At 42.0% G+C, this 20,615-nt stretch carries 19 protein-coding genes; 13 read left to right on the forward strand and 6 right to left on the reverse strand.

The annotated features are described in order from the left end of the window. Positions 1-51: 51 nt before the first annotated feature. The 3 genes from CDH51_RS06840 to CDH51_RS06850 all read right to left on the reverse strand — a co-directional run bounded on the left by CDH51_RS06840 (position 52) and on the right by CDH51_RS06850 (position 2,867). Positions 52-723: a hypothetical protein gene (locus CDH51_RS06840; RefSeq protein WP_100627972.1), complete on the reverse strand. Its 672-nt coding sequence runs from the start codon at positions 721-723 to the stop codon at positions 52-54. A 354-nt stretch (positions 724-1,077) separates the two neighbouring features. After that, positions 1,078-1,728: a hypothetical protein gene (locus CDH51_RS06845; protein WP_100627973.1), complete on the reverse strand. Its 651-nt coding sequence runs from the start codon at positions 1,726-1,728 to the stop codon at positions 1,078-1,080. A gap of 38 nt (positions 1,729-1,766) precedes the next feature. Then, positions 1,767-2,867 (reverse strand): serine hydrolase domain-containing protein, encoded by a 1,101-nt coding sequence (locus tag CDH51_RS06850; RefSeq protein WP_157807060.1) that lies wholly within the window; start codon positions 2,865-2,867, stop codon positions 1,767-1,769. Positions 2,868-3,111: 244 nt separating this feature from the next. Between CDH51_RS06850 and CDH51_RS06855 the strand changes: the two genes are divergently transcribed. The 11 genes from CDH51_RS06855 (at position 3,112) to CDH51_RS06905 (ending at position 12,871) form a co-directional block, all read left to right on the forward strand. Further along, positions 3,112-3,423: an AraC family transcriptional regulator ligand-binding domain-containing protein gene (locus CDH51_RS06855; RefSeq protein WP_157807061.1), complete on the forward strand. Its 312-nt coding sequence runs from the start codon at positions 3,112-3,114 to the stop codon at positions 3,421-3,423. Between the two features lie 120 nt (positions 3,424-3,543). Continuing rightward, positions 3,544-3,768 carry a helix-turn-helix domain-containing protein gene (locus CDH51_RS06860; RefSeq protein ID WP_100627976.1) on the forward strand — a complete coding sequence of 75 codons (225 nt, stop codon included), beginning with the start codon at positions 3,544-3,546 and terminating at the stop codon, positions 3,766-3,768. A gap of 217 nt (positions 3,769-3,985) precedes the next feature. Then, positions 3,986-4,690, forward strand: a complete 705-nt coding sequence (locus CDH51_RS06865) for a DUF4386 domain-containing protein (protein ID WP_100629365.1) — start codon at positions 3,986-3,988, stop codon at positions 4,688-4,690. Next, entirely contained in the window at positions 4,687-5,643 is a 957-nt protein-coding gene (locus tag CDH51_RS06870) for an NAD(P)-dependent alcohol dehydrogenase (RefSeq protein WP_100627977.1), read from the forward strand. The genes CDH51_RS06865 and CDH51_RS06870 overlap by 4 nt, the downstream gene beginning before the upstream one ends. A 233-nt stretch (positions 5,644-5,876) precedes the next feature. After that, positions 5,877-7,658 (forward strand): tetratricopeptide repeat protein, encoded by a 1,782-nt coding sequence (locus CDH51_RS06875; RefSeq protein WP_100627978.1) that lies wholly within the window; start codon positions 5,877-5,879, stop codon positions 7,656-7,658. A 5-nt stretch (positions 7,659-7,663) separates the two neighbouring features. Further along, the gene (locus tag CDH51_RS06880; RefSeq protein WP_100627979.1) at positions 7,664-8,887 is read left to right on the forward strand and encodes an MFS transporter; all 1,224 of its coding nucleotides are present in this window, start codon (positions 7,664-7,666) and stop codon (positions 8,885-8,887) included. A gap of 97 nt (positions 8,888-8,984) precedes the next feature. After that, positions 8,985-9,605 (forward strand): CatB-related O-acetyltransferase, encoded by a 621-nt coding sequence (locus CDH51_RS06885; RefSeq protein WP_100627980.1) that lies wholly within the window; start codon positions 8,985-8,987, stop codon positions 9,603-9,605. Between the two features lie 224 nt (positions 9,606-9,829). Then, on the forward strand, positions 9,830-10,045 hold the full coding sequence (locus CDH51_RS06890) for a hypothetical protein (RefSeq protein WP_100627981.1): 216 nt from the start codon (positions 9,830-9,832) through the stop codon (positions 10,043-10,045). A gap of 132 nt (positions 10,046-10,177) precedes the next feature. Next, positions 10,178-10,738 (forward strand): hypothetical protein, encoded by a 561-nt coding sequence (locus CDH51_RS06895; protein ID WP_100627982.1) that lies wholly within the window; start codon positions 10,178-10,180, stop codon positions 10,736-10,738. A gap of 83 nt (positions 10,739-10,821) precedes the next feature. After that, positions 10,822-11,991 (forward strand): serine hydrolase domain-containing protein, encoded by a 1,170-nt coding sequence (locus tag CDH51_RS06900; RefSeq protein ID WP_100627983.1) that lies wholly within the window; start codon positions 10,822-10,824, stop codon positions 11,989-11,991. A gap of 16 nt (positions 11,992-12,007) precedes the next feature. Then, positions 12,008-12,871 (forward strand): SDR family oxidoreductase, encoded by an 864-nt coding sequence (locus tag CDH51_RS06905; RefSeq protein WP_100627984.1) that lies wholly within the window; start codon positions 12,008-12,010, stop codon positions 12,869-12,871. Between the two features lie 33 nt (positions 12,872-12,904). Here CDH51_RS06905 and CDH51_RS06910 read toward each other — a convergent pair whose 3' ends face one another. From CDH51_RS06910 to CDH51_RS06920, 3 genes are all read right to left on the reverse strand, one after another. Continuing rightward, entirely contained in the window at positions 12,905-14,056 is a 1,152-nt protein-coding gene (locus tag CDH51_RS06910; RefSeq protein WP_100627985.1) for an aspartyl protease family protein, read from the reverse strand. Further along, entirely contained in the window at positions 14,056-14,736 is a 681-nt protein-coding gene (locus CDH51_RS06915; RefSeq protein WP_100627986.1) for a DUF2306 domain-containing protein, read from the reverse strand. The genes CDH51_RS06910 and CDH51_RS06915 overlap by 1 nt, the downstream gene beginning before the upstream one ends. Before the next feature lie 118 nt (positions 14,737-14,854). Then, positions 14,855-15,730 (reverse strand): LytR/AlgR family response regulator transcription factor, encoded by an 876-nt coding sequence (locus tag CDH51_RS06920; RefSeq protein WP_100627987.1) that lies wholly within the window; start codon positions 15,728-15,730, stop codon positions 14,855-14,857. 331 nt (positions 15,731-16,061) lie between these two features. Here CDH51_RS06920 and CDH51_RS06925 point away from each other — a divergent pair, with 331 nt between their 5' ends. Both CDH51_RS06925 and CDH51_RS06930 read left to right on the forward strand, forming a co-directional pair. Next, positions 16,062-16,979 carry a hypothetical protein gene (locus CDH51_RS06925; RefSeq protein WP_100627988.1) on the forward strand — a complete coding sequence of 306 codons (918 nt, stop codon included), beginning with the start codon at positions 16,062-16,064 and terminating at the stop codon, positions 16,977-16,979. 212 nt (positions 16,980-17,191) lie between these two features. Then, a complete protein-coding gene (locus tag CDH51_RS06930) occupies positions 17,192-20,335 on the forward strand; it encodes a PKD domain-containing protein (RefSeq protein ID WP_100627989.1) in 3,144 nt (1,047 codons plus the stop codon). Positions 20,336-20,615 lie beyond the last annotated feature (280 nt).

Genomic DNA, 20,615 nt, shown 5'->3' on the forward strand with positions numbered 1-20,615 from the left:
ATTTTGCAAGGGCTTTTTTGATTTTTAAGTCTTTCTTAAGTCGAAAAAAACTTAATCTCCAAAAGAGAATTCTCCTCTATCGAAAATGTCGAAGCTCAGTGAAACGTAGAAAATATTTGCTTGAAGATTTTCGTAAGGCCGCATGGTTTGACCCATTTCAGAAATTGAAAAATCCTGATTGAAAAATCCGGTTGGATAATATTTAAATTTGATACTAGTACCATTGGACAAACTTACCCCAGCAAAAACTGAGCTTTGAAAAAGATTCACCCGATCGCTAAACCAAACGTTGAATTTGTCTGTCTTTCGCTCGTCTACGAAAGTTTTTTCTTTGTAGTTAAAGGCTATTTCTAATTCATAGCCTAGGTAGAAAAAGGTTTTATCCAAATTCCCAAATTTCAAACCTAGTGGAACTCCTAGGTTGTAGGTTCTAAATTTCTTACGGATGGAAGGGCTCTCGTCATAGATAAAACCCACATTTCTCAGATTCACTCCGGTGAACCATCCAAAGTTTTGACTTCTGTCGAAGTTGAGAAAATTCTGAAGGTTGATCACGGGAGACCATCGAACGACATTATTTTGTCCCTCAACGTTTCCAGTAGAAAAAATCCATTCCCCTCCAGAACTCCAATACTTGCTGGGATAGGCGGGTTCAGAATCTTGGGCCTGCAAAAAAGATGTGGAAAGAAATAATACTAATGCAAAGGAGATAAAATATTTCATGGTTGAGGTTTTTGATGATTTGAAAATTAACCAAGAATTTTAAATATGGTTCTAATCAATCAATTAAATCGCAAAATTTTTTATTTAAAAATTGAAATATTACCATTCATTTCAGTGGGAAATCCTTACTAGAATAGATAAAATAGGCTGACCAAAAAATGATCTTTGTTGCCTTGAGTAAAGCAAACCGGAGTTAAATAGAAATCTTGGCTTGGCTTGGCCCAAACTCTGCCTGGAAAAATCCCACCCTCCTTGAGAAATGAATCTTAAAAAAATAAGAACCTGAGCCTGTCTGAAAAAAGCTCCAGACAAACTCAGGAAATTCTACTACAAACCCCTTCACTTTCTAGGCAATCAAAACTTCAGCCCTAAGTAAATATTGGGCTCAAAGAGGAAGTAATTCCTCCATTTATCATCCAATTGTTTGAATGCATCCGGGGTATTTGTATCAAAAACCCAAAACTGGGAATGAACCTGAGGCTCCACGAAGAATCGCTTTTTCTTGCCAAATGCCAAATGATAGCCAAGGTGAAAGGAATTATAGAGTTTAAACCCGTTCCCTATTTTTTCACCCTCCTCATCTAAATAGGTTTTGAATTGTGGCAGAACTTCCACGGTGGCAAAAAGACCTTTCCAAAGCATCCGTTGATAGCTCACTCCCACACCGCTTTCTCGAACGTGCCCGGGATAAAATTCCGTTTCGGACTCTACTTTGTCCAAAAGCCCATCCCACCAAAGAATCCCCATTGGCTGAAATAAACGCCAAGTGGCAAACTTCAACCCGATGATGTTTTTATCATCAATATTGCGCTTAATATGAAATTCTATATGTTGGGTATTGGTTCTATCGTTCCATGATTTCTCAAATAACTGAGGGATGATAATCCCTGGAAAACTGACCCGGTATTCGTTAATAACATCGGATTTTTTTCCTTTTTCAAAATTGCTCTGAGCAAAGGTGTTAAATGTGACTAGTGCAAAGAGGATAAATAACTGCTTTTTCATTTTAGTAAATATTTAATGTTGAGATAGATTTTAGTAATTCAATAATTCTTGAAGAATTCAGTAATGGCTTTGTCGACGTTTTCAGCCAATTCAAAAAAGGCCTTCTCATGTTCTTCGGTAGAAGCATCCATATTTGTCAAAAGGAGATAACCGGCATTTTTACTTTTGTCGAATTGCAAACTGCATGTCGTTCCGGGGTCGCTACCACTATGCTCGATTTCACTCCCGTCCAAAAACCAAAACACACCTTGATTTTCAGCTAACCCTGATGGAACTACACCTTCGGGAAGTAAAGAATTGAATAGCATTTGATATGCTGTATTTGAAAACAATGCAGTTGATTGCCCTCTTAGCCCTTTCATTATATCTATAAGGTATTTGGCCAAGTCTTCATTGCTGGTATGGATACTTCCATCCGGGTAAGAGTCATTGGCGTAATTTGGAAGTGGAGTCGTTTTATCCCAATACAATTTGGCAATGTTGTTTGGAGAAAGTTCTGCCAAACCGTAAGCCGTTTGATTCATGTTCAAAGGGTCCAATAAGTTTGTTTTCACATAGTCTTTGAAGGGGATTTTTGTAGCCGACTCGATCAAAAATGCAGTCAATGAGGTAGCGATATTGGAGTAATTCCAAGCTGTTCCTGGGGTAGTTTGAGCAAAATTTCCCAAACTATAATGATCACCATCTGGAAGGTAGTATTCTGCCAAAAACTCTTGTAAGGCGATGGTTTCCCGCTGTTGGATACCTAATCCATCTATCATCAATTGAGCACCTTCAGTTGATAAATTTTCACCAGGTAAAATATGGTAGGCTTTAAAGTACGTTTCTGGGTTGTCTAGGAGTCCTGAGGTGTGTGTTACAAGATGCTTTACCTGGATGATAGCATTAGGCAGTTTGGGATTTTGTATTGTGAAGGGCAAAATGTCATTGATGTCCGTGTCTAAAGAAAAATACCCCTGCTCTATTGCTTTCACGATTGCTGCCCCTACAAAAGTTTTGCTGATCGAACCTATAGGTTGGGTAGTCTTATTGGTATATGCTTTGCCATTTTGGATATCCGCTTCTCCAAAGGAATGTTGATAAAGCAGACTATCATCTTTTACCACCGAAACTGCAAAACCGGGAACATTCCCCTTCATATAAATTTCCGTTAAAACCGAGGTCAGTTCCGAAGGTGATGATACGGCACTTGAATTTAGGGGTGGACTTTCATTATTCTCGGCACACGATGAAAGAATGAACATCACAAGAAATGAGAAAATGAAAACTTTGAAAGGCTTTTTCATAGATTGACTTTATTAAAATTTTAATTCAAAAGGATGCTTTCCTCTTTCTCCTCCCGAAGAATCAGCAGAAAAACAAATCCTTATCAACTGATCTGTAATGCTTATTTATCAAGTTGACATTGCAAAAATGAAGTTGAAAAACAGGTCAATCGTCCCAAAATGTAATTGCGGACGTTTTGGTGAGATTCGGGACTTTTTGGAATATGTGAAGGGTCAAAAAATTCTTCCCAATGGTGTCACTTTTCAGCACATCCCATCGTCTTCCTCTGGTACTATGGAAGAATTTTTCCAAAGTCCGGTAGAATTCGGTGCTATGAATAATATGCTTCAATTTCGAACAGAAAGTCTTCATATTCGGACAATCAAAGCTGATAAAAGCATCCATCGATTTATTGTGGAACGGTTGTAGGAAGAAAAAAATGGGATAGTTACTGAGTCAGGTCAATGCTTAAAGACATCTGTAAATTAATCTCAGAACGTCTTCCCTAGTGGTATTCCAAGCATCATTCAAATTATAGATCACCTTCATATGAGTACCCGAACGCTCAAGCGTAGATTGGCAGAAAAGGAGCTGACCTTTCGAAATCAGGTACAATTGATTCAGCAAAAGTCTGCGCAGGACTTGTTGACTAATTCATCCCTAAGCGTTGCTGAAATCGCCTTTCAGACTGGTTTTTCGGAGCAAAGTGCTTTCAATCGGGCTTTCAAAAGATGGACTAAACTTTCTCCATTGGAATACAGAAAATCCAAGTAAAAAATCTATTGGCCCCTAAGGTCAAGGAATTGGCCCAAAACGGCAACACTACTTTTCCATCCTACTTTACCTTTACAGCCATAAGCTATTTCCATTTTGAATTAAGGCAATATCCAGATCTCCCCACTTCTCTTAAAGGAATCCATTTATTAGGGGAAATTGAATTGGAATGATTTTTCCTGATTCGAAGGCGATTTCATGCACAACCAACAAAATCATGGAAAAACAAATCCTAAATTCGTCATCTATAAGACTTATTGGACTACTTTATGTCTTGGTCATCATTTTTGCTGGCTTCAGTCAGGGCTTTGTAAGAGAAGGTATTTTTATCCCTGGAGACCCAGTTACTTCAGCCTCTAATATTCTGGAAAATGAGGATCTCTTCAGGATTGGACTAGTCACGGACCTTTTGGCTTTTCTGCTGGATGCCATTATATCTGTTTTGCTTTATTTGCTTTTTAAGCCCTATGGAAAAACATTGGCTTTTATCTCCTCTTCCCTTCGACTCTTAGCCCATCCGGCGATTGGGACACTCAATCTCCTCAATCATTACCTGGCGCTGCATGTACTGAAAAGCGAAACTTTAAGCCTTTCCTTTGACCCGGGACAAATCAAAGCTTTGAGTCACTTTTTTATGGAAACACATGGCTACGGATACCTAATAGCCGGAGCTTTTTTTGGAATTCATTGTATTCTTCTGGGTACTCAGCTCGTCCAAAGCGGTATTTTCCCGAAATTACTGGGAATCCTAATGTTCTTTGCAGGCTTGGGTTATTTAATCGAAACATTTGGTGACTTTGCTTTTCCGGGAAATGAAACGGCATTTGCCTGGATCGTCGGCATTTCTGCTGCACTGGGCGAAGTCACACTCGCATTTTATTTTCTGATCAAAGGTCAACCAAGCAAATCTATTCCATCATGAAAGCTATCATTTATCAAGAATACGGTACTGCCAAAAACCTTACACTCCAAGAGGTGAATCGCCCCGAACCAAAGGAAGATGAAGTTCTGGTAAAAGTTTTGGCTGCTTCAGTCAACCAAGCTGATGGACACCTTTTGAGTGGCACCCCCTTTCCCGTTCGTTTTACAGCTGGATTTTTCAAACCAAAGCATCAAGTTCTCGGGGCGGATATTTCCGGAGTGATTGAGCGGGTTGGAAAAAATGTCACACAGTTTAAAATAGGGGAGCATGTGTATGGAGATCTTTCAGGGATTGGCTTTGGTGGATTTGCAGAGTATGCTTTAGCGAAGGAAAAAGCACTGGCTAAAAAGCCAAATAACCTGACATTTGAGGAGGCTGCTGCCTTACCAATGGCCTCGGTCACAGCTTTGCAGGGATTGAGAGATTTAGGAAAAATCAAAAAAGGAGATGAGGTGCTAATCAACGGTGCCTCGGGAGGTGTAGGTGGATTCGCCATACAAATCGCCAAGGCTTTTGGGGCAAAGGTCACTGCCGTATGCAGCGGGAGAAATGTAAATCAAGCAAAGGCTTTAGGGGCAGATGAAGTGATAGATTATTCAAAGCGCAACTTCACCTTAGAAAATAAAGAATACGACTTGATATTTGATGGCCCTGTAAATCATTCACTCCGTGAAATAGCAGGAGTTTTAAAAGATAGAGGGCGCTATGTAGCCTTCGGCTTTTCCATGGAAGCTCTTCTTATGGGATCCTGGAAGTCATTCCGAATTGGAAAACACTTCAAAACCCTTATGGCCAAAGTGAAACAAGCCGACATGGAACTGATTGCAAAACTTGCTGAGGAAGGAAAGATCAAACCTCATATTCAACAAAGCTTTACGCTAGATGAAGTTCCTCAAGCTTTGGACTTATTGAAAAACAGGAAGGTCTCTGGAAAATTGGTCATCACTATCTAACCTTATGAAAAGGAGCTTAAGACAGTTGACTTTTTATTCAAACGTTGAATTGGAAGTCGGTGTAAAAGAAAACGCGATAGACTAAAACACCTTGGTAAGAGGCTTTTTTTTTCGCTTTATCTCGGTTTTTGGCTTTAATGTTTAGCCAAAAACTTCAGGATGTTTTATCTTGAGTGCTATTCAAAACCTAGTTACCATTACCAAGGCTTATTCTTGGGCTTTTTTTTCTTTGGATGAATCAACGCTCCATCGCTGTACTTCCTTTCGACAACCTCAGCTCTGACCCGGAAAACGAATATTTTTCAGACGGGATGGCCGAGGAAATCATCAATGCACTCAGCAAAATCCAAAGCTTAAAAGTTATCGCACGAACTTCCTCCTTTGCTTTCAAAGGACAGAAAATCGATGTTCGGATCATTGGCAATAAACTCGGAGTTTCATCAGTCATCGAGGGCAGTATTCGAAAAGCCGGAAGTCGAGTTCGCATCGCCGTGCAACTCATCCGAACGGACAACGGCTTCCATATTTGGTCCGAAACCTTTGACCGGACACTCGAGGATATTTTCGATTTGCAGGATGAAATTAGTTTATTGGTCGCAGATCGAATTCGGGAGAATTTTGGACACTTGGAAATAGAGGACAGCCTTGTGTCCAGCAAAACGACCAATCCTGAAGCCTACGACCTTTTTCTGAAAGGCAGTCATCACTTTAAGCGGAAAGATTTGGCCGATGTCAAAGAAGCTTTAGTCTTGTTTACCAAGGCGACCGAATTGGACCCTGACTTTCATGAAGCCTTTGCCTACATCGGGGAAACCTACTTGCATCATGCAGGATTCAATTTGATTTCAGCCAAGGAGGGCTTTCAGAAATCCAGGGAATATGCCCAAAAAGCCCTTGCTATCAATCCCAAGGACATGCGTGCCCATAAAGTTATGGCTTACGTTCATCTTTTTCATGACTGGGACTGGGGAGCTGCTATCGACTCCTACAATCAGGCAGTTGCGGCTGGGTTGAATAATGAGATCGACTTCATCACTAACTACTATATTTTCATCCAAAAGGACTATGACTTAGCCATTGCCATTGCCAAGGAAAATCAATCCCGGGATCCCCTCCACATCATCAGCTACTGGTGGCTGGGACTTTGCTACTACCTCTCTGGTAGATTTGAAGAGGCTCTTCCTGCCTTTGAAGAAAGCCTGCGGATTGACCCAAACTTCAGTGAGGCTCTTCGTTGGAAAGGCTTGGTTTTAGGCTATTTGGGGAGATTTGAGGAAGCCTTTCAAACGCTTGATAAGGCTGTTGACTTAACAAATGGAGAGGGCTTGGTCAAACTAGACCTGATGACTGTCAAAGTACTGAGCGGAGAGACGGAAGGAGTCCTTGAGGAACTCGAAAACAGTCACTACATCGACCCCTGTGACCCTGCGGCTTTGTACAGCCTGATGAACCGACCCGATGAGGCAATACACTTTCTTAAGAAAGGATTGGAAGAGAAATCAAGCATGATGGTCAGCCTGAAATATTGGTGGGTTTGGGATAATATCCGGGAAGACGAGCGCTTTCAGGAAATCTACGATCAGATGAATTTCCAAGACCACAAAGCCCACCGTCAGCATCCCTCCAATCAGCAGCTTATCATCGCCCAAAACAGTCAGATGTCCGAGGAGGAATGTGAACATTTTCTTCAAAGCCTTCGGGAAAAAATGGCCTTGGAAGAAGTGGTGACAGATACCAACCTAACTTTAAGATCTTTGGCAGAACAAATTGAGCTGCACCCCAACAAACTTTCCTGGCTGATTAATATGAAATTGGGCCAAAACTTCAATGACTACATCAATTCCCATCGCCTGGCGATTTTCAAGCAAAAAGTAACCAATAAGGCGAATGCCCATATCACGCTTTTAGGCTTGGCCTATGAAAGTGGATTTACTTCCAAATCGGTATTCAATGACTTTTTCAAAAAATCCACCGGACTTACGCCCAAGGCTTGGGTGAAAGCTCACAGAAATTGATTTTTATGGAAAAACCGGAAAGATTCAGCACTTATCAAAAGCTAGTGATCCTGGGTCTCTCCTGTTTACTTTTCACCGTAGTACTGGATTACATGCTCCTTCCAGCCTTGAGCGGTACCTTGCTTGCTGAGCTTCAGCTTAGCACCGAGGAGTTTGGCCTGATTGCTTCAGCTTATGCCTTGAGCGCCGGGATTTCTGCCCTGCTAGCCTCCGGTTATGCGGATCGTTTTGAGCGAAAATCCTTTCTTTTGGTATTCTATTCCGGCTTTTTGATCGGCATAGTGATGTGTGCCTTATCACCCTCATTCTTCATACTTCTAATTGCCCGAATCATCACCGGTGCCTTTGGAGGCGTAATGGCTTCAATCTGTTTTGCCATGGTAGCCGATTTGTTTTCGCTGTCGCAAAGAGGTCGGGTCATGGGCTGGATTCAAATGGCCTTTGCCGCAAGTCTAGTGATGGGTCTTCCCTTATCCCTGTTTATTGCTAGTTCTTTTTCCTGGCAAATGGCTTATGCGATGATTTTCTGTTTTGGAGTTTTAGCGCTTTTGATGATCATTTTTCTCATTCGTCCTTTGGCTAATTCCACCGAGCTCTCACCTCCTTGGAGCCACATTTTTTCCAATTTGAGAAAATCCTCCTACTGGACCGTGTACAGCACGAATATTTTGATTGTGGGTGGAGATGTGATCTTTATGACTTTCAATGCCGCCTTTCTCACCAATAATCTGGGGCTTGCAGAAAGCCAACTTCCCTATGTGTATGGAGCTATTGGAATTACTAGCCTTTTAGCGGCTCCTATTTTTGGAAAACTAGCCGATCGATTTGGGAAATGGTCCATCTTCGCTTTCGGCACCTTGCTTTCCGTAGGAGCGATTTTGATTTACACGGCGGGAGCAATTCAGAGCTTCGAATGGATTATTTTGGTGCATTCATTTCTGTTTTTAGGGGTAAACGCTCGAATGGTCTCTTCAACAGCCTTGGCTACGGCAGTCCCGAAAAAGTCTGATCGAGGCGCATTTCTGGCAATTGACTCCTCCGTTCAGCAATTAGCAGGAGGCCTTGCTGCTGCCCTTGCAGGTTGGGTTATTTTTCAAGCTGCGGATGGAAGCTTGCTTCATTATCCCCAGATCGGATGGCTGATAACTGTTTTGATGATTTTTTCTGCAGGATTGGTCTTTTTGGTCGATAAACAGGTCAAAGCAGACTCTAGATTGGAGTCAGTTTGAATCGAAAAAGCTTGATGGCAAAAAGTCCGAAATCATATATCCGGACGATTGACCTTGCTATTTCCTCCACCTTTGATTCAAACAAAAAACGTAGATTATGACAGGACCAGATAAAAACCAAGCCTTTCCCTTAAGCGGCTACGATCGACTTTGCTTTCTCAAGAATGTGATCAAAAACCCTCAAATTCAGGTTGGCGACTATACCTATTATGATGATTTTGAAGACGTTCACAATTTTGAGAAAAATGTGAAGTACCTCTTCGATTTTGTGGGAGAACGATTGATCATCGGGAAGTTTTGTATGATCGCCTCAGATGTAACCTTCATCATGAACGGCGCCAATCATCTTTCCAAATCTCTTTCCTCCTATCCCTTTGCTATTTTTGGAAAAGAGTGGGAAATAGCCATGGAAGGCAAAAGCTATCCTCACAAAGGTGACACTATCATCGGGAATGATGTGTGGATAGGATATGGAGCGACCATCATGCCGGGAGTTCAAATCGGAGATGGAGCCATCATTGCCAGCAAGGCAGTAGTCACAAGAAATGTAGAGCCCTACACCATCGTGGGGGGCAACCCAGCTCGGGAAATCAAAAAGCGCTTTTCTGAGGAAAAAATCGAGCAACTCCTAGCTTTGAAATGGTGGGATTGGCCCATAGAACGAATAACCCAAAACGTGCAACATCTTACAGGAGATCAAATAGAAAATCTTCTCTAATCCAGAGTTAACCTTATTCCCATTAACTCAAATGCCAGAAGGAAACCCCTCCTTTTGGCATTTCTTTTTTTAAAAGCACACCCAAAGTCTGACTTTTTTACCTCCAGCTACTCCAAAGTCCGGGATTTCACCAAAAAGTCCCGAATCATAATTCAAGACGACTGGCAGCTATCTCCAGCCCAACTTTGTCCCAGTCATTTATCAAAAACCTAACTCATACAACAATGAAAAATAAAGCAATTACCCTAGGAACAGGAATTGGTGTCGCCATCGGGACACTAATCGGAGTAGCCACCGGTACAGCCATCGGAATCATCGCACTCGGAATATTGGGAGTGGACTTTGACAATCAAATCACCTTCTGGATCAGTACGGGAATGGCTGTAGGCGGAGGAATCAGTCTGGTCAACTTCATGCTCAAGTCCTCAAAAGAAGAATAACTCAGGGGCAAAAGTCCGGGATTTCATCAAAAAGTCCCAAATCATAATTCAAGACGACTGGCCTTGGCCTACAGCCCAAATTTGTCCTATCAATTTGAAACAAACACAAGTAAAACTTAAACAACACAAAAAATGAAAAAGCTAATCTTTATCTTCTTCGTCAGCCTGATTACAACTCTGAATATTCAGGCCCAAACCGAAAAACCACTACGCAAAGGCTTCACTGCCGGCGTCTCTTTAAATGGAAGCGTATTGCATTTCACCCAAGGCATGAGTGAGGATCCAACCCAAGGCGGCATCTCTCTTCCCAACTTGAAAATGGGTTGGTTTGTATCTCCCCGAACAGCCATCTATGTCAATACCGTCGGACAAATCTATGAATCCGAAGGGGTCGACAGGAGCTTTGAAGGTATTATCCCATCCATTCAATATTGGGCTACTGACAAATGGTGGATCAGTGGTGGCTACGGTGCATCCTTGGATATGCGAGCACTTTACGAATCTGAAGCAAACTCCAAAAAAAGTGAGTGGGGAAAGGGAGTTTTGATCTCCACAGGCTATGAAGTACTGCAGCGGGAAAAGTGGGCCTTAGACATCCAAAGCCGTCTCTACATGGGCCGTGTCACTCGAAGTGAGGGTGGAAATCTAGACGCGACCAATTTCTCCCTTGGAGTGGGTATCACGCTCTTTTAAAGGCCAAACCATCCAAATCAGAAGGGAAAAGTGCTGTGTGATTCAGCCGCTTTCCCTTCTAAGTTTCTCCAACTTTATTCACCATGAAAACCCGAACTCTTTATATCTTCCTTATAGCCATGTCCTTCTTCCAATTCCTCTTTGCACAAGACATACTCAAAACGGAGAAAAAGCTAGATAGCCTTTTCCAAAAAACAGCTGGAAAAGAGCTGATTCAGAATGCACTCTTCAGAGTAGATTCCAAAGCCTTGGATTTTCAACAAAGCTGGGCTTATGGGCAATTCAAGGACGGAAAAAAAGTAGAAACCAACAGTCCTTTTCATACTGCCAGCCTGGGTAAGACCTTTACAGCAGTGATTATTGCCCAGCTGGTAGAAGAAGGAAAACTGGGCTATGATTTACCCATGTACCAATTCCTACCCGACTCAGTCACACAAGGTCTTCATGTTTGGGAAGAAAAAGATCGGACCCGAGAGATTACCATCGGGCATCTTTTGCAGCATCGATCGGGCCTTTCGGATTACTTCGAGGATCAGCCTAAAACAGGAAACAACATGTTAGAAGTCGCTTTCGAAAAACCGGATAAGTTTTGGACTCCCCAAGAAATGTTGGACTTCTACAAAGCGGGGTTTCAAGCGCGTTTCGCCCCAGGAACAGATTACCACTACACGGACACAGAATATTTACTGCTCGGACTAATCATCGAAGCATTGGAGCAAAAGCCTCTTCATGAGGTATTCCAAGAACGGATCTTTGGGCCTCTTGGAATGGTACACACTTCCATGCATTTACGGTCGAAGCCTTTGAAAGAGCCTGCAACTCCGCTTACGGAGATTTACTTCGGAAAAGAAGAAGTATCGAAGATGAAAAGCCTTTCCAGTGATTGGGCAGGCGGGGGTCTCCGAAGCACTACAAAAGATATTTCCATCTTTATGAAAGCTCTTTTTGAGGGAAAATTGGTCGATACAGAGATTTTGGAAGCCATGCAAAACTGGACTCCAGCCAGCAAAGGCACCTATTACGGCTACGGCTTAATGCAATGGAGAATCAGAGAGTTATTTCCGCTTTTACCCAATTTGACCCTTATCGGGCATCATGGCTTCACTGGAGCCTTCATGTACTATTGCCCGGAACTTAACACCTATCTCAGCGGCACTTTCAATCAATCTGAATTCCATAAAGGATCTGTGGAGTTTTTAATCAAGGTATTGATGGAGCTAAAAAAAACAAAAACTGATTCTCAAACACCCTAATCTAAACCACACTATTATGCAAGGAAAAATAATACTGGCAGGAGCCACCGGCTATTTGGGAAGCTTTATTGCCCAAGAGCTCAAAGACCAAGGCCATGACTTTTTGGCTTTTGGGAGAAGCGAAGAAAAGCTCAAAAAACTAGGTTTAGCTGAAAAGGAATTCCAGGTCGTCGATGTCACAAAGTTGGCTACCTTTCCAAAAATCGAAGAACCGATAGACACCGTAATTTCCACCGTCGGGATTACTCGCCAAAAAGACGGTTTGAGCTACATGGATGTGGATTATGGTGCCAATTTGAATCTTTTAGAATTTGCCATGCGTCATCGGGCAAGGAAATTTATCTACGTCTCAGTCCTAAACGGAGAGCATATGCGGCACTTAAAAATTACCGCCGCCAAGGAGCGCTTTGTAGATGCTCTGAAAGAATCTGGCTTGGAGTACAGTATCATAAGACCCAATGGCTTCTTCTCTGATATGGAAGACTTCTTAGCCATGGCCAAGTCAGGTAGGATTTACCTTTTTGGAGATGGAGAGTACAAGCTGAACCCCATCCATGGATTAGACTTGGCGCGAGTGGTCATAGATAGCATTACTTCTCCTCAAGAGGAGGTAGAAGCCGGAGGTCCGGACATTTTTACTCAAAATGAAATAGGCCAATTGGCCCTTGAAGCCATGGGAAAGGAAGGGAAGGTCGTTCATTTACCCGATTTTCTCCGAAAAGCAGCACTTGGTATGATGCGGACCTTTACAAGTTCTAAGACCTATGGACCAATTGAGTTCTTTCTGAGTATGATGGCTCAGGACAATGTGGCTCCCCGCCATGGCGTGCATCGCCTAGATGCATTCTTTCGGGAGGAAGGAGATAAAATCCTAGAATAAAGTGTCTAAAATCAAGGATATGGTGAATATTTCTCAGGACTCGATCCGAATTATTGACCCATCCTCTAGTTCCAATTCGAAAACTCCCTGGGCTAGAAAATCGCGAATCCCCAATACATAATCGCAATGACTTGGAAACACCTCCCGTGCTTTCTTTCCATTTATCCTTCTAATTTTTTGCCCAAGCCTCAAAGGCAGTTCAGGAGTGGTTCGGTCGACTACCCATAAGCCATCCGAACCGATTCCAGGAATAAAGTCGATCGTTTCTGGAATTTGAACTTCTTCTCTTGGGAGGAGCGTGATTTCCTTTTTTTGATAATCCATCAGTATTTCAAAATGCTTCAGAAAGTCTGTTCCAATCAATCCCTTACCCAAACTCGAAAACTCTATAGGGATGCTTTGCTCAAAACCTCCGAAATTGATTTTTACCTTTTTGACAAGGATGGAATCTTGACTCGATCCAAAAATCCCCGTAGTCGATTGATCCAAAATTATTTTTTCTACTTCCCCGGGAATCTGATCGGCAAGGGAGAGGGGCAGGACGATCCCCCCATTGTAGCCCAAGTCAAAAATCACTCCGCTGGCCTTTTTTCCTCCCAGGGTGAGGTCTACCTCGGGAATACCGGTGAGCTTTTCATGGTCAAAAGGAATGTGATACTGAACCTCCATCCGGTCAGGCTGGAATGCCGAATCAGAGAAGGAAAGCATTTGATCCTGAAAGTCGACCTTCCAATGGGCCAAACGAATCAAGTTTGATCCTACCAAGCCATGTGGAGCTAGACAAGGGCTGCTAGAGGATTTATCATATACAAGCTTACCAGCTGAGAGATTTCTGAAGGGAATTTGACCCAGCATCCATTCTTCTACTCGGGTGATTTCCAATTCCCGAGAAATCCCTGCAGCGGTCGAATTATCCCTTGTAGCCAAGGTAGGCATCCCCAAGCTCTCGGCTAAGTCCTTCTCTACCTTGCAGTCAAAGGCTCCCGTATCAAAGATAAACTCACGGTTGGTATCACTTCCATTGAGTTTAGCTTGCACGACAATAAGACCCTTTCTCAATTCAAATGGGATTTCCTCTAAGTAATTGCTAGCTCCGACCTCCCCATTTTTGAGAAGGCGAACTTGCGTCAAATAATCACAGCTACACAGACTGAATAAGAATACGATCCAAACTAAATTTTTCATTATGCTTTTTTTGTTTTTTGCTCGAAAGAATGATTAATTTTTTGCTGCCAATAAATGAGAAGAGGAATACCAATAAGACTCGGTAGTGTAAAGGCAAGAAATGGATCCATATAGCCATACCTACTCACCGTAGTAGAAATGAAAGCGGTCAAGGTAGCAATATATCCCCCCATCATATTTCCGATATGGGATAAGTACCAATGCCAAGATTTTTGAGGTTTGAAAATGAAGGGTGACAAATTGGTATAGCTGATAGCCAAGCCTCCAAGCCCAAAACCAATAGACAAGAGTGCTCCACCCGTAAAGAAGCCGTTTTTGAATACATAGAAAAGACCCAAGCCCAGAAAAACGAAGTTTGCCAAAGCATTGATGCTTCCGGCTATCCAGTCTACTTTTTCAGGCTTTTGATCACGATGAAGTTGCTTTAGCTTAAGTGCTCTCACACCCGCAAAGACTGAATAGTAACTTAGGAAAGCGATCAAAAAAAGGAAGCGATTATCACGCTCTACAGCTACCCAAACTCCAGAGATAAATACACCTTTCATAGCGATAAAATAAATCTTCCCTGACCCACGGTGTAGCTTTCCTCCTTTGGAAGCAAGAATAGCAAGCAGCCCCGAAGTCAAGGCAGAAAACCCAAATAGAATATGTAATCCAAGAACGATACTTTGAAGGTTCATCCCCTTTTCTTTTTGATTGAACAGGGGCAAAGATGTTGACAAAAAGAGCTTCCAGATCAATGCTGAAGCTATTTGGGATGAATTGGAAGAGTTTGTGACGAAAGGGAAAGCATTAAACCTAAGATTTAAAAAAAGCCAATAAGTCCTGGGACTTACTTCTAGATACAGGTACCCAATCCGGAAAGGACTCTAGGCGTATTTCGTAGTTTCGGGAATTGCCACGTAGTTCTTTTATGCGGTGGCGATTGACCAAAAAGCGTTTGTGAGCATGAAAAAAATCTTCTGCAGGAAGTCGCTCCACATAAGTCTTTAAGGTATTTCGGATAAGGGTTTTTCGAAGCTCATCCTCCTTAGAAAGATGAAAAACTTCTAAATAATTGCCTTCACTCTGAAAGAGAATTATCTCCTCAGCGGGAAGCTTTGCCAAAGGTTTTCCATTTTCATTTTCCAAAATGATCAAATGATTTGACGCAGGAAAGGTCGGGTCCTTTTTAGCTTCACTACTTTCCTTTGGAAAATGTGCAGCCAGGGATTTGATGTTTTTAAGTTGCTTCCGCTGCTCCAAATATTGCTCTGTCAGTACTAAAATGACTACAGGTAAAAAGCTGGCTAAAAGAGTTTTCAAGACTACATCTTTGAAAACATCAACTATCGGCTGATCCGAAAATCCAAGGCTGACAAATGCAATAAAAACCGACAAGCAAATGAGCAAAAGCACGGACAAAATCAGTAGAATTTCATTCCCCAAAGTCCATTTTTCATCCAAGTATTCCTGACTGACCACTGCCCTCAAGAGCGTCACCATTCCCCAGATAGAGAAAGCCGCAACTGCCGAAATGGAAGCGGCAAAGCCCCAACGCCAGCTATCTTCTATTTCACCCAGACCGAAAGGCGCATAAATCCCCAATATCAGAAAAGTCACCAATCCGGGGATCAGCACGCTTTTCCAGTCGAAAATAAAGGGATGAGGCTTAGACCAGAACTTTAGATTCATGATACAACTATAAGAAATTAGGAGGAAATGCTTCTTAGCACTTTGAATAAAGGTCAACGGACAAGCCGAATTCAGACAAATCTTTAAATACAGACTTCTGATTTCCTGTCATTCCCCCCCTGTATCTAAACAATTTAACAGAATCAGTCTTTCAACTATAGTGAGTTCTCACCTTGCTCGAACTGATTGATTATGAAAACCTTCTTATGAAATCGAGCCTGCCTGAAGCAGACAGGCATGACGCTAGCGACAGACAGAGAGAAGGTTATAAGCCCTGCGAGATTCCTCCCGATAATTATCGGGATGGCCTTTAAAAATCAATAATAATCATATGAAAGTATCGGCTTTTTTTGAAAATCTGTATCATCGTTTTTTATCAGAAAAAACGAAGGAAAAGGGCGAAAGTCTGATCTTGGGAATCGCGATTGGAAGTTTTATCATTCATTTAATTCTCATCTTTCTTTCAGATTTCGGGATTTTGAATTTACAATCAGAATTGTTCCAAAATCCCATCTCTGCCATCTATACTCCCTTTTCTTTTATTCTGGTTTATGAGGTTTACCTCTTGGTCTATTACCTCCCCAAGTCCTTCACCACCTACATTGGCAAGCAGTACGAGATCATTTCATTGATTATCATCCGGAGACTTTTTAAAGACCTTGCTACCTTGGAGCTTTCCTCGGATTGGTTTCAGATCAAGGATGATTTACAGTTCAGCTATGACCTGGTCACTTCCCTGCTTTTATTCCTTTTACTCCTCTTTTTCTACAAAAACAGTAAAAAACAATCTTCAAAAACCATCAAAGCCAAATTCACCAAGGAGCTCACCTCTTTCATTCGTTTCAAAAAAATCACAGCAACAATCCTGGTACCTGTCCTTATCGGCATAGCTTTTTACACGCTAGGGAGTTGGGCTTTTTATGTCATTTCACCAGAAAGCAATACAGGCACCTCATTCAAAGATATCAATGCCATCTTTTTTGATGAATTTTTCATGATTCTGATCATCGTAGATGTGATTTTGCTTCTTGCTTCCTTCTACTATACCGATCAGTTTCACAAAGTGATCCGAAATTCAGGATTCATCGTTTCCACGATCTTGATCAGGCTTTCTTTTTCGGTGGAAGGTTTGATGAATAACCTGCTTATTCTAGCGGCTGCTGTCTTTGGTTTATTGATTTTATTGATTCATAATCAATACGAAAAATCCTACGAGAATGCGCTGGAGCATCAGGATGAAAATTCTTAACCGACATAGCAACTAATAATATTGTTTTATTTCCCCGCTTTTTCAGAAAACTAATGAATGTAGTAGATTTTGTTTTTAATCTGGACTTTAATATCCCTACCAGGAGGAAAGCTGCGTAAAGCTTCAATTAAGACCTTGTAACGGATTTTACTAAATCTTCGTAACTTCTTTAAGCAAAAGCCTTTAATTGCAAGATTATTCAGAAGCACTCAATGCTTAGATCAGCTTTCATTTTAATTTTCTACTGGGTAATTCTATCCGTTTTTCAATTATCAAGTGTAATTGCACAAGTTCTGCCTGACACCAAGGAAGTCAATCATTATTATGTAGGGTTCATGGACAATCTCCAGCAAGGCCCTCCGGTGGTTCCCACTCTGGTCATCACAGCTCTGGAGGATCAAGTCGAGGGAAGGATAGAATTTGATGGAAACGCTGTCCCTTTCGCTTTGGCTATTGGTGAAGAATATATATTTGAAAGCAATCCCAGTCTGATCGTCCAAACAAATCGAGTAGTTGAAAATAAGGGCTTTCATATTTATTCTGAAGGAGAAATATCAGTTTATGCTATCAATATGAAGCCTGATTCATTTGATGGCACCTTGGTTTTACCTTTAGATCAATTAGGTTCTACCTACTTTGCCGCCTCCCATTTTGAAAATCAAACCAAGGGAATCAGGCTATCTGAAAGGCAATTCAACAATGAAAGCCAGATTCTCATCGTAGGAACAAAAGACAATACTGATATTCGAATTGTCCCAAGTTCTCCCATAGGAAACTCTCTTAATCCATTTACAATCACACTCAATCAAGGAGAGACTTACCAGATGAAATCAAAGGGAGATTTGACGGGCACAGAGATCTCAGTCATTAATTCCTCCGAAGAATGTGCTCGAATTGCCGTTTTTTCCGGAAACAAATTTGCCGACATAGGAGATCCGGAATGCGGTCCCTTTTCCACATCTCACATTTTTAATCAAAATGAACCCGTTTCGGCTTGGGGCACAAATTATTTTCACATCCCTCTAAAAGATCGGGCATTGGGTGAGTTGGTGAAATTTATTGCGGCTTTTGACGACACAGAAATCTACAGCGGAGCTAATTTGATGGGGACCATCGATGCCGGTGAGTTTCTGACATTGGATATCCAAAACAATCTGGCTCTACAATATACCTCCAATAAACCTGTTGGTGTTTTTGGCTTTGGAAAATCATACTCTTGCGAAATCCTAGACGAAAATTCGGTTCTTTCACCGGCCAATGTGAATAATTATGGTAATCCTCAAATGGTCAATTACTCCCCATTTGAAACCACCAAAACACAGATCACAGTCAATTTCCATCGAGTTTTTTCCACACTTTTCCACTATGCCCAGCTAGTTACTCGCACGGAAAACGTCCCTCAAATGCAAATTGATGGAGAGTCCGTTGCTGATGAGTTTCAACCCTTTGTCAATAATGCTGATTTTTCATATGCCCAAGTTATCCTTTCTCCAGGCTTGCATACGCTAAGTAATCCATCAGGCTTTTCCGGGTATTTTTATGCTGTTGGGCCTTCACAGTCTTATGCAGTTGACTTTGGAAAAGACTTTGAAAACGAGCGATACGAAATCCTTTCAAGTTTTGATGAACTGACAACGGGCTCGCCTCGATTAGCTTGTATAGATCAGGAAGGAACCTGGTCGGTTAATGTTTCCGATCCTTCCTACACTTTTTTTACTTGGGACTTTGGAGATGATTCAGCTATCAAAACAGGCAAGGAAGTGACTCATACTTACCTCGAACCTGGAATTTACAAGGTCAAAGTTTTTGCTTCAATAGATGCGAGTGGATGCGAAGAAACTGAATTGCACGAGTTTGAGGTAGAAGTCCAGGAATTAGGTGGTAAACTCACAGGCCCACTTACCTCTTGTCCTGAAGTGGAAGAATTGACTTACTCCTTTGAAGGTGAAGGTGAAATAGAAGAAGTCCTCTGGAATGCCGTGGGTGGAGAAGTTATCTCACAAACCAATGAGCAGGCGATCATCCGATGGGGAGTAGCCAATTCTGAGGCTTTGGTGCAAGCCACTCCGGTTGGAACTAATGGATGTCCAGGAGAAACAGTGGAGCTGGCGGTGGTCATCAAGCAGGAACTTGAGCCAGAGGCACCCATTGGCTTGGATTTTATTTGTGATTTGGATCTGGAATATACCTACAACGTATCCCAGACCGTTCCCAATCGGAACTATGAATGGGAGATCAGTGGAGGTGCTTTTGTTGGTGGCAATACTGGACCTGAGGTTTTGGTCAGATGGGATGAAAACGAAAGTCAAGGAGTTTTGAGTTACAGAGAATCCAGCACTTTAGATGAGTTTTGTGAGGGCGTATCTCCAGAATTAACAGTTGCACTGAATACTGGCTTTGAAGCAAAACTATTGAGTTTATCAGATGTGACCTGCTTTGGATCGGGAGATGGGGCGATCAATCTGGAGGTGGAAGGTGGTATTCCTCCCTATACCTTCCTCTGGTCTCATGATCAAAACCTTAACGCTGCTTCAGCTTCAGATTTGGCCCCTGGTAGCTATTCGGTAATTATTCAAGATAGCCAAGGCTGCGAAATATCCCTTGAGAACCTAGAAATCAGCGAACCCGCCTCTTTGGAAGCATCTATTTTGAGGCAAGAAAACCCGTCCTGTTTTGGAAATACAGACGGAAGTTTATCCTTTGAGATACAGGGAGGCACCCCACCCTATCGACTCTCAGACCCACTTATACCCGTCGATCAAAATCAGGTCACTTTAGAAAATTTGGGAGGTGGAACATTTACCTTCCTCATTATTGATTCCAATGATTGCGAGACAGAACTCAATGTGACTTTAAGCGAACCAGACCCTTTAGAAGTTGCACTTACAGTGATAAAAAATCCCTGCCCCGAGGAATCCAATGGGGATTTGATCGCTGAGTTGATAGGAGGCACCGCACCTTATACTTACGAATGGAGCGATGGAAGCACTGGTCAATTGAATCAAAATCTTGAAGCGGGAATTTATGAAGTGGAAGTAAGGGATGCATCCGGCTGCGTCGGTATCGGAAGTATAAGGTTGGAAGAGACAGCTCCTAGTCTGCGGCTTCCTACGGGTTTCGATCCTGATCAAGGAGCCTTCGGCCCAATTTCAAATTGTGGAGAACTGAACTACAGTCTCTCAATCTTCAATCGATGGGGTCAGTTGATCTACTCAGGGATTTCAGCATGGGATGGAAGCCTTGATGGAAAAAATAGTCCTCCAGGAACCTACTCCTATCGTATTCATTATGAATTTGTATTAAATGATCAAGTAGTCATGGAGTCTCAAAGTGGATCAGTAATTAAAATTAAATAGCCCAATTTTAAATCAAGTAAAACACTTTAGAGCTGATTCTCTAAGCCTAAAAACAAATTGATTTACGGTTGATTTGCAAATGTCAAACAATGCTTTTATTAGGTCCAAAAACCTCCCGAATTAGCATCAGTTTCCACTCTATCACACCCGGAAAAGTAATCTGTTTTCCTTAAATATCAAGCTTTTAACTGAACCCCATTTGATAGGGGATAGCTTAAGGTAAAAAGCATTTTGAGAGAATCCTCAGCAATCTAAAAAATAAACCCAGCTTTTGGCTGGG

The organism is Algoriphagus formosus (genome assembly GCF_002807035.1).
GTDB lineage: Bacteria > Bacteroidota > Bacteroidia > Cytophagales > Cyclobacteriaceae > Algoriphagus > Algoriphagus formosus.